The sequence below is a fragment of the Sodalinema gerasimenkoae IPPAS B-353 genome (assembly GCF_009846485.1).
GTDB classification, from domain to species: Bacteria; Cyanobacteriota; Cyanobacteriia; order Cyanobacteriales; family Geitlerinemataceae; genus Sodalinema; species Sodalinema gerasimenkoae.
This window is the reverse complement of sequence record NZ_ML776472.1, coordinates 93,883-107,731: the sequence shown is the minus strand read 5'-3', so window position 1 is coordinate 107,731 and position 13,849 is coordinate 93,883. Positions and strand designations below refer to the sequence as shown.

Genomic DNA, 13,849 nt, shown 5'->3' with positions numbered 1-13,849 from the left:
GCCATCGCGGCGGTGACCTTTGGGTTAGATAGTCCTCAGATATCAATGAAATGGGGTCTGAGTATTATCAGGCTCAACCGTCTCAAGGATTTTTCTAACAAATTACCAACTGTACAGGATCTTAGAGAATTTGAGTTAAGCTAGGAAAGCTTTTTACAACCTATCTAAGATCCCACGGCGAACTGTCTAGCCGAAATTGCGTTAGATCGTTTAAGATCACGCAGGAAATTCCACATCATCATCAGTCGAATCACACCGAGTCAAGAGGAACGCGACATGACCCAGGCGAACAATGTACTTACCATTCAATCCAGCACCCTACCAGGGGTTGGTCGATCGGGTAATGAAATCGATCTACTTATGCAAGACGAGGCGCGACCCGACGAAGCAGTCGTCGAGAACGACTCGGACAGCAACTATATCCCCAGTTCCACTGAGGCAGCCAGCAAACCCGGAAAATCTCGGTCAAAACGCAAAGCTGCCCCCAAGAAAAAACATTACACCGAAGACTCGATTCGCTTGTACTTACAAGAGATCGGGCGTATTCGCTTGTTGCGTGCCGATGAAGAAATCGAACTCGCTCGTCTGATTGAGGATTTACTCTACATCGAGTCTCTGCAAGAGGAGTTTGAAGAGGAGTATGAACGCCTCCCGAACGGTGAGGAATGGGCAAAACTCGCCTGGATTGCTGATCCGATTCGCGAACGTCTGACAGAGGAGAAAGGAGAAAAACCCGACACTAAAACTCGCCTGGATTGCTGATCCGATTCGCGAACGTCTGACAGAGGAGAAAGGAGAAAAACCCGACACTATTGAAGAGGTTTGGCCCCTCGTCCTAGAAACGTTGGAACATCCAGACACTGTTAAATCTTGGTCAAAACAGAGTCGCAAGTTTAGCAACAGCTTCCGCATCGTTGGAACATCCAGACACTGTTAAATCTTGGTCAAAACAGAGTCGCAAGTTTAGCAACAGCTTCCGCAGCCGCCTCTACCGCGATCGCCGGGCCAAGGACAAAATGGTGCAGTCGAACCTGCGTCTGGTGGTCTCCATCGCCAAAAAATACATGAATCGGGGACTCTCGTTCCAAGACTTGATTCAAGAGGGCAGCCTGGGTCTGATTCGCGCCGCTGAGAAATTCGATCACGAGAAAGGCTATAAGTTCTCCACCTACGCCACCTGGTGGATTCGTCAGGCTATCACCCGGGCCATCGCCGACCAATCCCGGACGATTCGCCTTCCGGTTCACCTCTACGAGACCATCTCCCGCATCAAGAAAACCACTAAACTCCTCTCCCAAGAAATGGGGCGCAAACCCACAGAGGAAGAAATCGCCACTCGCATGGAAATGACCATCGAGAAGCTGCGCTTTATTGCCAAGTCAGCCCAACTCCCCATTTCCCTGGAAACCCCCATCGGCAAAGAGGAAGATTCTCGTCTGGGCGACTTCATTGAGTCCGATGGCGAAACCCCCGAGGATCAGGTCTCCAAAAGCTTACTGCGGGAAGACCTCGAAAGCGTCCTCGACACCCTCAGCCCCCGGGAACGGGATGTGTTGCGCCTGCGCTATGGCTTAGACGACGGACGCATGAAGACCCTCGAAGAAATCGGGCAAATCTTCAATGTTAAAACTCGCCTGGATTGCTGATCCGATTCGCGAACGTCTGACAGAGGAGAAAGGAGAAAAACCCGACACCATTGAAGAGGTTTGGCCCCTCGTCCTAGAAGCGTTGGAACATCCAGACACTGTTAAATCTTGGTCAAAACAGAGTCGCAAGTTTAGCAACAGCTTCCGCAGCCGCCTCTACCGCGATCGCCGGGCCAAGGACAAAATGGTGCAGTCGAACCTGCGTCTGGTGGTCTCCATCGCCAAAAAATACATGAATCGGGGACTCTCGTTCCAAGACTTGATTCAAGAGGGCAGCCTGGGTCTGATTCGCGCCGCTGAGAAATTCGATCACGAGAAAGGCTATAAGTTCTCCACCTACGCCACCTGGTGGATTCGTCAGGCTATCACCCGGGCCATCGCCGACCAATCCCGGACGATTCGCCTTCCGGTTCACCTCTACGAGACCATCTCCCGCATCAAGAAAACCACTAAACTCCTCTCCCAAGAAATGGGGCGCAAACCCACAGAGGAAGAAATCGCCACTCGCATGGAAATGACCATCGAGAAGCTGCGCTTTATTGCCAAGTCAGCCCAACTCCCCATTTCCCTGGAAACCCCCATCGGTAAAGAGGAAGATTCTCGTCTGGGCGACTTCATTGAGTCCGATGGCGAAACCCCCGAGGATCAGGTCTCCAAAAGCTTACTGCGGGAAGACCTCGAAAGCGTCCTCGACACCCTCAGCCCCCGGGAACGGGATGTGTTGCGCCTGCGCTATGGCTTAGACGACGGACGCATGAAGACCCTCGAAGAAATCGGGCAAATCTTCAATGTGACCCGTGAGCGCATTCGCCAGATTGAGGCCAAGGCTTTACGGAAACTGCGTCATCCCAATCGCAACAGTATTCTCAAAGAATACATCCGCTAACCTGCCCCAATGATCTGAGATTCTGAAATAACGATGACCCCGCATTCCTTACGGTGATGCGGGGCTTTGTTCATCCCTTAGTTCCGCGCCACCCCTTCTTCCCGTGCGGCCCGTTGCACGGCGGCCGAGACGGCTGTGGCCACTCGCTCATCAAACACCGAGGGGACGATGTATTCCCGATTCAGTTGAGTGGGGGACACCAGAGAGGCGATCGCACTGGCGGCCTCGATGTACATATTCACGGTTAAATCCGAGGCGCGACAGTCCAGGGCCCCTCGGAAGATGCCGGGGAAGGCTAAAACATTATTAATTTGGTTAGCATAGTCGCTGCGACCTGTGGCAATCACCGCCACCTGAGATTCAATCAACTCCGGCTGAATTTCCGGGATTGGGTTGGCCATGGCCATGACAATGGCATCTTGGGCCATTGTGTCCACCATCTCCACCGTCAAGACTCCTGGGACACTCACGCCGATAAACACATCTGCCCCTTTCATGGCATCCGCGAGAGTTCCCCCCTGATCCACGGCGAAGGCTTGTTTGTCCACTTGTAGGTCGCGATCGCGGGAGATAATCCCCTTAGAATCACAGATAATAATCTCCTGGGCCCCCGACTTTTGCAACAAGCGGGCAATGGCTAAGCCAGCGGCCCCGGCCCCATTCATGACAATGCGGATTTCCTCTAGGGACTTATTCACCAGCCGTAGGGCATTGATTAGGGCGGCTAAGGTAACAATGGCGGTTCCATGTTGATCATCATGGAAAATGGGAATATCCATTTCTGCCCGTAACCGCCGTTCAATCTCAAAACAGCGGGGTGCGGCGATATCCTCTAAATTGACTCCCCCAAACACCGGGGCAATCCGTTTGACGGTTTCAACAATCTCATCCACATCCTGAGTATTGAGGCAAATGGGAAAGGCATCAATGCCCGCAAATTCTTTAAACAACATGGCCTTCCCTTCCATCACCGGTAAGGCGGCTTCAGGGCCGAGATTGCCCAGTCCTAACACCGCACTGCCATCGGTGACAATGGCAACCATATTGCCCTTCACCGTCAAGTTATAGACCTGAGTGGGGTCTTCGGCAATGGCATTACAAATTCGTCCTACCCCTGGGGTGTAGGCCATCGCCAAGTCCGACTGATGTTTGAGGGGGAGACGGCTTTCGATGCGGATTTTGCCACCGCGATGTAAGTTGAAGGTGCGATCGTACACCTCCAGTAACTCAATCTCCGCTAAGGCTTTCACCGATTGCACAATGCGTTCGGCGTGTTCCGTACTCGACGCATCCACCGTCACATCACGAATCGAGGTGTAACGACTCTGTTCAACTAAATCAATTTGTCCTAGATTCCCACCCACTGAGGCGATGGAACCCACCACACCCGCTAACATTCCGGCCCGGTTCGGGAGTCGGAAGCGTAGGGTGAGGCTGTAACTGGGATTGGGGGTCAACTCTACCATGATCGTGTTTTGCCGCTGATTTGCAATCTCTCTGTAATAACGCAAAAGCTGCCGCTTGAGAAATGTTTTGTCAACTCCTCACGACTTTGGGGGAACAGGGAACAGGGAACAGGGAACAGGGGGAAGAAGGCAGTAGGCAGTAGGCAGTAGGCAGCAGGCAGTAGGGGGGATCTGGGCTGCATCTCATTCTGGGCTGTGACCTACCGGGCTGAAATTGCTCGAACGTAATGCTTTGAGGCAATAGGCCACCGGGGGGTGACGGGGGCGATCGCCCCTGTCACCCCCCGTCACCGCCAGTCAGTTCGGGAACCCGTACTACTCTACAAGTTGCAGTGGGGTCTCATTCTCCGTTACATTAGCACTCAGAGGTTGAGAGTGCTAAACCACTCACACCGACAACAGAATCTGGTCAACTGTCCACCGCTTCGGAGGCTGTTCCCCCAGAGTCGTTGAGCGGGACAACCTCAATAAGACTAACGTAACTTGTAAATTTTGGAGAGTCTTTCTATGGCAGCCGTATCTCTGAGTGTTTCCACCGTCAAACCCCTCGCAGACCGTGTTTTTGTTAAGGTGAGTGCCTCGGAGGAGAAAACCGCTGGTGGTATCCTCCTACCTGACAGTGCGAAGGAAAAACCCCAAGTTGGTGAAATCGTCCAAGTCGGTCCCGGCAAACGCAACGAAGACGGGACTCGGCAAGAAGTTGATGTAAAAGTCGGCGATAAGGTTCTCTACTCCAAGTACGCCGGAACTGACATCAAACTCGGTAGTGATGAGTTTGTCCTCCTATCGGAAAAAGACATCCTGGCGATCGTCCAGTAAGTCATTACCTATCGCCTCAGTTTCACCCATTATCCGCTTGTAAATTCACCCCCTAAGAGTCACTATGGCAAAACGCATCATCTATAACGAAAACGCCCGCCGCGCTTTAGAACGAGGCATGGATATTCTGGCTGAATCCGTTGCCGTTACCCTCGGCCCTAAAGGCCGCAACGTGGTTCTTGAGAAAAAATTTGGCGCACCTCAAATTGTCAATGATGGGATCACCATCGCTAAAGAAATCGAACTCGAAGACAACGTTGAGAACACCGGCGTTGCCCTAATTCGCCAAGCTGCATCTAAAACCAACGATGCCGCCGGAGACGGAACCACCACTGCAACGGTTCTGGCTCACGCCATGGTGAAAGAAGGCCTACGCAACGTCGCTGCTGGTTCCAATGCGATCGCCCTCAAACGGGGTATTGACCGCGCCACCGCGCATCTCGTTGAGAAAATTGCCGCTCATGCGCGTCCTGTGGAAGATTCCACGGCGATCGCCCAAGTGGGAACCATCTCCGCCGGAAACGATGAAGAAGTTGGCCAAATGATTGCCAACGCCATGGATAAGGTGGGTAAAGAAGGTGTCATTTCCCTCGAAGAAGGGAAATCCATGACTACCGAACTAGAAATCACCGAAGGGATGCGCTTTGACAAAGGCTACATCTCCCCCTACTTCGCCACCGATACCGAGCGCATGGAAGCGGTGTTAGATGAGCCTTACATCTTGCTGACTGACAAAAAAATCAGCTTGGTTCAAGACTTAGTTCCTATCCTCGAACAAGTGGCTCGTTCAGGCAAACCTCTCCTGATTATCTCCGAAGATATCGAGAAAGAAGCCCTGGCGACCCTCGTGGTGAACCGTCTGCGCGGTGTGCTGAATGTGGCCGCTGTGAAGGCTCCTGGATTCGGCGATCGTCGTAAAGCGATGCTCGACGATATCGCGGTTCTCACCGGCGGTCAAGTCATCACTGAAGATGCTGGACTGAAACTCGAAACCGCCAAACTGGAGATGCTCGGCTCTGCTCGTCGCATCACCATCACCAAAGACAACACCACCATTGTCGCCGAAGGCAACGAAGCTCAAGTTAAAGCTCGTTGCGAACAAATCCGTCGTCAAATGGAAGAAACCGATTCTTCCTACGACAAAGAGAAACTGCAAGAGCGTTTGGCTAAACTCTCCGGCGGTGTTGCGGTCATCAAAGTCGGTGCAGCCACTGAAACGGAAATGAAAGACCGTAAGCTGCGCCTGGAAGATGCCATCAACGCCACGAAAGCGGCTGTTGAAGAAGGAATCGTCCCCGGTGGTGGTACGACCCTGGCTCACCTCGCTCCCGGCTTGGAAGACTGGGCAACCAGCAACCTCAAGGACGAAGAACTCACCGGTGCGCTGATTGTGGCTCGTGCCTTGACCGCTCCCCTGAAACGCATTGCTGAGAACGCCGGCCAAAATGGTGCAGTGATTGCTGAACGGGTGAAGGAAAAAGACTTTAACGTCGGCTACAACGCAGCTAACGGCGAGTTCTGCGATATGTTCGAGGCGGGGATTGTTGACCCCGCGAAAGTGACCCGTTCTGCGACCCAGAATGCGGCCTCTATCGCCGGTATGGTCTTGACCACTGAGTGCATTATCGTCGATAAACCTGAACCCAAAGAAGGCGCTCCCGCTGGTGCTGGTATGGGTGGCGATTTCGACTACTAAGTTCGACTGGGGTGGTTCGTCCACCCCAACTCCGGTGTGTCTTTGGATGCACCTCCCCTCGCAACAGGTTTGCGGGGGGTTTTTTGTTTGGGGCTTGGGTTGCTTGGGTTATGCTGGAGCCAGTTTAAAAAACTCCTGTCAGGCTATGGAACCAGTTGAATGGGGATTGTTAGCAATAGCTGCATTGATGGCTAAGAAATCCTTGGAAACGACCAGCGACACAGTAACCAAAGAAGTTCTCAAGGCGGTGTTTGCTAAGCTGAAACCGCTAGGGGAGCGCCTTTCTCAAGCGAGTTTGACTGTTCTGGGGACGCGGGTGCAGCAGCAGCTTCCAGAGGGCGAAGACCCATTCGAGCATCCGGTTCAGTTGGTGGACATCGTGGCAACGGAACGGGACAATCCGGAGATGGCGGCCCTGATTGAGGAAGTTCAGGCCCAGCTTTCGTCCCTAGAAATTAGGATTGACCGTCGCAAGCAGCAAGGCATCGTCATTAATGACCAGGGAACGGCTCACTTCCACCAGGCGATCGACCAGCATTTTAGCTGGAGTAGCACCTCGTGAACAACCGCGACCAGCAAGGAATCAACGCCAACGACAATGCCAAAGTTGAGATCAATCAGATGGTGCAGAACTTTGCACCGCCTGAGACCCGAGACAATAGCGAGACGAAACTACTCAACGCCGTTAAAAACGAGGTAGCGTTACGACTGGCGCAGTCACTACATCGGCGAGTGTACGTGGAACTGGACAAAACCGAAGACCCGAGCCAGGTCACATCGCCTTGGTCGATGGACGTAAAGCTTGGGGATAGCCTCAGTCAGGAATGCCCGGAGGGAACCCATATCGTCACAATTTTCGACAAGAAGGAAATTGGTGGACGGCTTTTGATTCTGGGTGCGCCGGGGTCTGGGAAGACAACGCTGCTGTTGCAATTAGCAGAAGAGTTGGTGCAGCGAGCCGAGGCAAACGCTAAGGCTCCCGTTCCCGTGTTGCTCAACCTCTCCGCTTGGAAAACCCAGTACAGTGACATCCGTAGTTGGATGGTGGTGGATCTCAAGCAGAAGTACGGGGTGCGTCAAGACATCGCCAAGGGCTGGATTGAGGCGGGCCACATTTTGCCGCTACTGGATGGGTTGGATGAACTCATGTCGCAACGTCAGGAGACTTGCGTGCAGGCGTTGAATGACTTTCTGCCGGACTGGACTGGAACACCCCTGGTGGTTTGCTCTCGGTTCGAGGAGTATCAGGTGTATGAGAGCAACTTAGGGCTAAACGGGTCAGTGATTGTGCAACCGCTGACGGATGAGCAAATTGAAACCTATTTGTGTCGGGCCAAATGTGATTGGCTTTGGGAGGCGATTTGCCCGGATCGAGACATTATGAACCCGAAAACAGGCTTGGCAAGGTCGCCGCTGTTCCTGTCGATGCTAGTGTTGGCAAGCGATAAGCTACCTCCTGAGCTTTGGAGGCAAGATAAGAGTGCCAAGGAGCGGCGGCGGATTCTATTTGAGGCTTATATTAACGCTCGCCTGTCCTGTCCTTATCGAGGTGGTGAAAACTATCAGGTGGGGTCTAAAAAAAGCGATCGTCGTCAGTCTAAGCGCAAGCCGGTGCGTAATCCCTATCCAAAGGATGAGCGAACCAAGCGCTGGCTGGGTTGGTTCGCAGCTCGGTCAGTTGAGGACGCTCAAACTGAATTATTTATTGAGAAGTTACAGCCTTATTTTTTGAAAACTCGGCCACAAGAGTTTGTTTACGGGCTAGTTTACGGGCTGGTTTTAGGGCTGGTTTTAGGGCTGGTTTTAGGGCTAGTTGACGGGCTAGTTGTAGGGCTGTTCGTAGGGCTGGTTGGAGAGAAAAGCAGTAATACTGTAGAAACCATCAAAATTTCTTGGCGCTCCACGCCAAGAAATTTTTACAAAGGAATCCAAACATATATAGTTTACGGGCTGGTTTTAGGGCTGGTTTACGGGCTGGTGATAGGGCTTGTAGGGCTGGTGATAGGGCTAGTTATAGGGCTGGTGATAGGGCTAGTTGTAGGGCTGGTTTACGGGCTGATTGGAGAAGAAATTGACACAAAAATTAGCGACAACCAGGGAATTTATAAGTCTGTTACAAACTCCATAATTTGCGGCATTGTCTTTATACCATTTGGCGTACTAATTCTCACCGCGCTGCATTATTTTCATGAACCAATGCAACTGTCTGAAATCCTCGCGCAAGGGGCTGTAAAAGGTTTTCTACTCGGTGCTTCTGCTGGTGGCTTACTGAGTGCAATTGAACATTCCGCCCTCCGCATCACCCTATGGCTGTTCGGCTATGCTCCTTGGAACTACAGCAAATTCCTCCGCTACTGCACCGATCGCGGCTTTCTCCAGCGCGTCGGCGGCGGCTATCGCTTTGTCCACGCTCTCCTGCGCGACCACTTCGCCGAACATTACGACCCCTCCTAGCCCTGTCTCTCCCTGGAATCGGAGAAATTCAACCATCAAGTCGTGGTGGTATGTCCGGGCTTAACGAGCTTCGCACACATTCTACTTAATTCTCAACCTTCTTATTGGGTCTTAGGTTCAGTCCCTGTTACAAGTTTGGCGTGTTATGACTGAAACAGCCAAAGCCAAATCCCATCATCACTGGCAGCAAAGACTTGAGACCCAGAAACCAGAAATGATTCCAGTCTCACCAGCTAGGACATCGGCTATAATGGAGCCTGACCGCATACCATTAACCCGAGATGTTCCCTAGAGGGTGGCGATATGTCCAATAACTATAGCTATGACTTGCGCCAAAAAGTCATTAAAGCCATTGAAATTGATGGCATGAAAAAGTCAGAAGTGAGTCAGATTTTTGGCATTAGCCGTAATACCATTTACCTTTGGCTGAAGCAAAAAGAGGAGACGGGAGATTTTCAACCCCGAGAGTATCGACCTCCCGGCCATGGTCATAAAATCAAAGATGTGTCCAAGTTCCAAGCCTTTGTTGAGGAACATGCTGATAAAACTCAAGCCGAGATGGCGAAGTTATGGGACGACGAAATCAGCCAGAAAACCATATCACGATGGTTAAAAAAACTAGGATTCACCCGCAAAAAAAATCGCTGGGTGTTAAGCAAAAAATGAGGACTACCCAACCCGGCCGGGCAGAGTAGCGCGTGCAGTAGTCTAGCTCAACTCCCTGACCAAGCAGAGGTGCCCGTATTCCCCTCCAGGGAGGGGTGCCCGTAGGGCGGGGTGGGTCCTCCAGGAGTACGTCAGACAATACCGCCCCCCAAGCATCTTGGGGGGCAAAAATCCGCCCCAGCCCTAACTCAACCGACGACTAATCGCCCCCTCATACATCTGACGCATCTCAGACAACGATAGACTCAACAACCCTTCCCGCTCAGACGACACCTGTAACGACGCACCAGACACCGTCCCCAGTCGTTGCCAAGACCCCGATAACTGGTCTTCTAAATAGGCCTCCCAAGCCGCCACAGCCTGCGGAGACACCGAAACCACAATCCGCGCGCCTCCTTCCCCAAATAGCAGCGTATCCCAACGGCCCCCATTAGGCAGATCCACCGTCACCCCTAAATTGCCCGACAACGAAGATTCCGCCAACGTCACCGCCAAACCCCCTTCCGAGACATCATGGGCCGAGTTAACCCAACCCCGGCGAATCCCCTGACGACAGACTCCTTGCACCGCTTTCTCCAACGCCACATCCACCCGAGGCGGTTTCCCCGCCACTGTCTGATGCAGCGTCGCCAAATACTCCGAAGCCCCTAACGTCGGCAAAGCTAACCCCTGCTGCGCCCCCGTGGGAACCCCCAAGAGATACACCACATCCCCCTCTTGCTGCCAACCTTGGCCACAAATCTGCTCAAGATTCTCAATCAACCCCACCATGCCCACAACCGGAGTCGGATAAATGGGGGTTGGCTTGCCCTCACTGTCGAGGGTTTCGTTGTACAGAGAGACATTGCCCCCCGTCACTGGGGTTCCAAAGTCCTCACAGGCCTGGGCCAACCCCTCACAGGCACAGGCTAACTGCCAATAGCCGATGGGGTTCTCAGGACTGCCAAAATTGAGGTTATCGGTGACGGCCACTGGTTCCGCCCCGACACAACTAAGATTGCGGGCCGCTTCCGCCACCACCGCTTTCGCCCCCTCCGTGGGATCGAGATAGACATAACGGGAATTACAATCCACTGTCGCCGCAATGCCTCGTGTCCAGTCCCGGCCAGAGTCTTGGCTTTCCTGGGGACGCAAGCGCACCACCGCTGCATCCGCCCCACCTGGCAAAATTACCGTGTTGTTCTGCACCTGGTGGTCATATTGCCGATAGACCCATTCCTTCGAGGCAATACTGGGATTATCTAATAGGTCTAATAGCACCTGATTCCAGCTCTTGAGCGCCCCATTCACCTCGATGCCCGAAGGCGTGCAAGGGGGGAGGGATTCAGGAGTCCAAGCCCAGGCTGTTTGGGCATATTCTGGGGGCTGAGCCGGTTTCTCGCGAGGGTAGAGGGGGGTGTTGTCCGCGAGGGCTGAGGCGGGAATCTCGGCGGCGATCGCCCCCTGGAAGCGGATCCGCACCATGGGTTCCTCGATGACTTCTCCAGCTACCACCGCGTGCAGTCCCCATTTATGGAAAACGTCAATCAGTTCCTGTTCCCGGCCCTTCTCGGCCACAAACAACATCCGTTCTTGGGATTCCGAGAGGAGATATTCGTAAGGGACCATCCCCGATTCGCGAACGGGGACTTTATCTAAGTCAAAGTCGATACCCACGCCGCCGTTGGCTGCCATTTCTGAGGTGGAACAGGTGATTCCCGCTGCCCCCATATCGTGGGCGGCAACGACAGCCCCGGTTTTGAAGGCTTCGAGACAGGCTTCGACGAGGGATTTTTCTAGGAAGGGGTCGCCGACTTGCACAGCAGGACGGTCATCGACAGAGGACTCGTCGCTGAGTTCGGCACTGGCAAAACTTGCGCCCCCCATGCCGTCGCGGCCGGTGGTGGACCCCACGTAGAGAACGGGATTGCCGATGCCGGATGCGCCAGATTTAACGATGGTGTCGGTTTCCATGATGCCGATCGCCATGGCGTTGACGAGGGGATTACCACTATAGGCGGCATCAAAATAGACCTCACCGCCGACGGTTGGCACACCGAAGCAGTTGCCATAGTGAGAGATCCCCTCGACCACCCCACTAAAGATGCGGCGGGTGCGGGGATTGTCGAGGGTTCCGAAGCGCAGGGCATTGAGGGCGGCGATGGGACGGGCCCCCATGGTAAAGATATCTCGTAGAATCCCCCCGACCCCAGTGGCTGCCCCTTGGAAGGGTTCCACGGCGGAGGGGTGGTTGTGGGATTCGATTTTGAAGGCGATCGCCAACCCCTCGCCAAAATCGACTACCCCAGCATTTTCACCGGGGCCCACGAGGATGCGATCGCCCGTCGTGGGAAAGTGCTTCAGCAGCGGCCGGGAGTTCTTATAGCAGCAATGTTCCGACCACATCACCCCAAACATCCCCAATTCGGCGCGATTGGGATGTCGCCCAAGGCGTTGGACGATTTCATCATATTCGCCGGGTTTGAGTCCTTCTGAGGCGATTTGTTCAGGGGAAAAGGGAGAGTCGGAAAGCGCTACCATGCTTGTTTTGGGGCAAAACCACAGGAGCCATTATCTCATGGTTTCGGTAACGTCGTCTCTCCCTCCTGGAGTTCCCCAGGGGATTTAGTTCCGGGCCAACCACTTCTGGGCATTGAGTCGCTGAACCACGCCAAAGACCAACAGAGATAAGTTAATCTTGCGCTCATCCATCAAGAAGGGTTCGATGGTACTCGGTTGAGTGCCGTCGGCGGCACAGGAGAAAGCCCGAGGTCCTTTGATGTCGGCTTTGGGGAAATAAACCACAAAGCGGCGGTTTCCCCCCTGCCACGTGCCAATCACCTGCCAACAGTCCCCCTTAGCATCCAGAGGCGGAACCCGGCGTTTCTCGAATTTGAGATCTAAATCCTCAATTCCCTGGTTTTCCAGTTCCTGTCTCAGGGCCGGGAGATAGTCCTGGTGCATGAAATCGGCGAAGGGCTTATCTTCAACGGCGGGGGGCTTTTCCTGCTTCTTGCCACCTTTACTGGCGGCGGTGGTGGTTTTCGCTTTTTTATCGTCTTCTGCCATGAGTGTCCAGTTCGTCGCGAGTGCTGTGTTCAGATTAGTATACTTTGCCCAGATGGTAGCAATTTAGCCCCCGGTCTCCACGGCGAGGGATTGACTTTCCGCCAATAGATGCTCCAGAAACGCCTCCGTCAACACCGAAAGCTGTTTCCCCGAGCGATGCACCACATACCAACGACAGGGAATCGGAAACTCTTTCACCTTCAAAATTGCCAACTCCCCCTGTTGATAATCCGGCCGTAAACAGTGCAGAGATAATACCGAAATCCCCAACCCGCCAATCACCGACTGTTTAATCGCCTCATTACTCCCCAACTCCATCCGCACATTGACCGTCACCTTATGGCGGTCAAACACCTGTTGCACTGCTCGCCGCGTCCCCGAACCCGGTTCTCGCATAATAAACGCCTCTCCCCGTAGTTTTTTAATGGGTATACTCTCCTCCCGAGCCATGGGATGCTCATGGGACGCCACCACCACCAGAGGATTCTCTAAAAACGGCGTGACCACTAAGTCAATGTCCTCTGGGGGATGACTCAGAATATAGAAATCATCCTGATTATTGAGCATCCGTTGCACCAACTTTTGATGATTGCTCACGTGCAAGGCAATATCCACATCAGGATGCTGCTGACAGAAAGACCCCAACAGACGAGGGACAAAATATTTCGCCGTCGTCACCACCCCCAGGCGCAGTTTTCCCCGCTTCGTTCCCTGGAGATCAGCCACCATCATCTCGAAGTTGTCCAAGCGTTCAAAAATCGTCTGACAGGTGTTGAGGAGTTCTTCCCCCACCTCCGTTAAGTAGAGTTGTCGTCCAATTTGCTCAAACAGCGGCATCCCAATCACTTGGGTTAAATGCTTAATCTGACTCGATACCGTCGGTTGAGTGATCGAGAGTTCCTCCGCCGCGCGGGTAAAACTCCCGTGACGTGCCACGGTTTCAAAGACACGTAATTGGTGGAACGTCGCTTGGATCATGGATGAAGACTCAGGACAGGGAACAGCCGTTGAGCACTATTGTGGCTTACTTTGATATCCTACTTTAACTCTTTTAATCAGATATTCTTATCAATCATCTATTTTGATTTTGCGAGCTTAATGCTAGATTTAGCTATAGATAAAAATAAATGGCAAATATATTTGCCATTGCTTTAAGCCAATAAAACTA

The 13,849-nt window shown here is 53.1% G+C and carries 11 protein-coding genes and 1 pseudogene; 8 read left to right on the top strand and 4 right to left on the bottom strand.

Annotation, left to right across the window (positions count from 1 at the left end; all coding sequences use genetic code 11):
- Window positions 1–276: 276 nt before the first annotated feature.
- From L855_RS21290 to rpoD (L855_RS00430), 3 genes and pseudogenes are all read left to right on the top strand, one after another.
- Window positions 277–762 (top strand): sigma-70 factor domain-containing protein, encoded by a 486-nt coding sequence (locus L855_RS21290; RefSeq protein ID WP_219729834.1) that lies wholly within the window; start codon window positions 277–279, stop codon window positions 760–762.
- Between the two features lie 89 nt (window positions 763–851).
- A pseudogene (gene rpoD / locus L855_RS00435) lies at window positions 852–1,625 on the top strand (RNA polymerase sigma factor RpoD); the annotation flags it as partial.
- Window positions 1,621–2,532, top strand: coding sequence for an RNA polymerase sigma factor RpoD (gene rpoD, locus L855_RS00430; RefSeq protein ID WP_246198664.1), 912 nt, complete (start codon window positions 1,621–1,623; stop codon window positions 2,530–2,532). The pseudogene rpoD (L855_RS00435) and the gene rpoD (L855_RS00430), both read left to right, overlap by 5 nt.
- A gap of 77 nt (window positions 2,533–2,609) precedes the next feature.
- On the opposite strand, the gene L855_RS00425 is transcribed toward rpoD (L855_RS00430), so the two are convergent.
- Window positions 2,610–3,998: an NAD-dependent malic enzyme gene (locus L855_RS00425; protein WP_159783127.1), complete on the bottom strand. Its 1,389-nt coding sequence runs from the start codon at window positions 3,996–3,998 to the stop codon at window positions 2,610–2,612.
- A 507-nt stretch (window positions 3,999–4,505) separates the two neighbouring features.
- Between L855_RS00425 and groES the strand changes: the two genes are divergently transcribed.
- The 5 genes from groES (at window position 4,506) to L855_RS00400 (ending at window position 9,633) form a co-directional block, all read left to right on the top strand.
- On the top strand, window positions 4,506–4,817 hold the full coding sequence (gene groES, locus L855_RS00420) for a co-chaperone GroES (RefSeq protein WP_087709775.1): 312 nt from the start codon (window positions 4,506–4,508) through the stop codon (window positions 4,815–4,817).
- A gap of 64 nt (window positions 4,818–4,881) precedes the next feature.
- Window positions 4,882–6,513 carry a chaperonin GroEL gene (gene groL / locus L855_RS00415; protein ID WP_159783125.1) on the top strand — a complete coding sequence of 544 codons (1,632 nt, stop codon included), beginning with the start codon at window positions 4,882–4,884 and terminating at the stop codon, window positions 6,511–6,513.
- 187 nt (window positions 6,514–6,700) lie between these two features.
- Window positions 6,701–7,075 carry a hypothetical protein gene (locus tag L855_RS00410; RefSeq protein ID WP_159783123.1) on the top strand — a complete coding sequence of 125 codons (375 nt, stop codon included), beginning with the start codon at window positions 6,701–6,703 and terminating at the stop codon, window positions 7,073–7,075.
- Complete coding sequence (locus L855_RS00405; protein WP_159783121.1) at window positions 7,072–8,967, top strand: NACHT domain-containing protein; 1,896 nt, start codon at window positions 7,072–7,074, stop codon at window positions 8,965–8,967. The genes L855_RS00410 and L855_RS00405 overlap by 4 nt, the downstream gene beginning before the upstream one ends.
- A 303-nt stretch (window positions 8,968–9,270) precedes the next feature.
- Complete coding sequence (locus L855_RS00400; protein WP_159783119.1) at window positions 9,271–9,633, top strand: helix-turn-helix domain-containing protein; 363 nt, start codon at window positions 9,271–9,273, stop codon at window positions 9,631–9,633.
- Window positions 9,634–9,816: 183 nt separating this feature from the next.
- Here the strand turns inward: L855_RS00400 and purL are convergent, their stop codons facing one another.
- The 3 genes from purL to L855_RS00385 all read right to left on the bottom strand — a co-directional run bounded on the left by purL (window position 9,817) and on the right by L855_RS00385 (window position 13,659).
- Complete coding sequence (gene purL, locus L855_RS00395) at window positions 9,817–12,153, bottom strand: phosphoribosylformylglycinamidine synthase subunit PurL (protein ID WP_159783117.1); 2,337 nt, start codon at window positions 12,151–12,153, stop codon at window positions 9,817–9,819.
- Between the two features lie 84 nt (window positions 12,154–12,237).
- Window positions 12,238–12,681 carry a DUF2996 domain-containing protein gene (locus L855_RS00390; RefSeq protein ID WP_159783115.1) on the bottom strand — a complete coding sequence of 148 codons (444 nt, stop codon included), beginning with the start codon at window positions 12,679–12,681 and terminating at the stop codon, window positions 12,238–12,240.
- Between the two features lie 63 nt (window positions 12,682–12,744).
- Complete coding sequence (locus L855_RS00385) at window positions 12,745–13,659, bottom strand: LysR family transcriptional regulator (RefSeq protein WP_159783113.1); 915 nt, start codon at window positions 13,657–13,659, stop codon at window positions 12,745–12,747.
- Between the last annotated feature and the right edge of the window lie 190 nt (window positions 13,660–13,849).